Source organism: Citrobacter sp. wls615 (assembly GCF_005281355.1).
Lineage (GTDB): Bacteria > Pseudomonadota > Gammaproteobacteria > Enterobacterales > Enterobacteriaceae > Citrobacter > Citrobacter werkmanii.
On sequence record NZ_SZXM01000046.1, the window covers coordinates 1,898 to 2,181 of the forward strand.

The window sequence follows — 284 nt, forward strand, 5'->3', positions numbered from 1 at the left end:
GGTGGCGGTGTTGCCCGCCACGTCGGTGACCGTCGCCACAATGCTGTGGTCGCCGTCGGCCAGCTCGCCGGCGGTGATCTGCCACTGCCCGTCCGCATCCTTCGTTGCCGCCACCGGGGCGCCGCCGTCAATGGACACCATCACGCTCACGGCGTCTTTATCCGTGGTGATGGCAAAGCCCGGTGTCACTACGTTGGTCTGGTTATCGCCGGTGGTGCCGGTGTCGTCGCTCAGGGTGATGACCGCGGCCGCCACGGTGGTGTCCACGGTGATACCCAGTGCGG

The 284-nt window shown here is 67.6% G+C and carries 1 protein-coding gene; it reads right to left on the reverse strand.

Annotation, left to right across the window (positions count from 1 at the left end):
- On the reverse strand, positions 1-267 hold a 267-nt coding region (locus FDX04_RS24195; RefSeq protein ID WP_170975162.1), incomplete at its 3' end, for an Ig-like domain-containing protein.
- Positions 268-284: the final 17 nt, after the last annotated feature.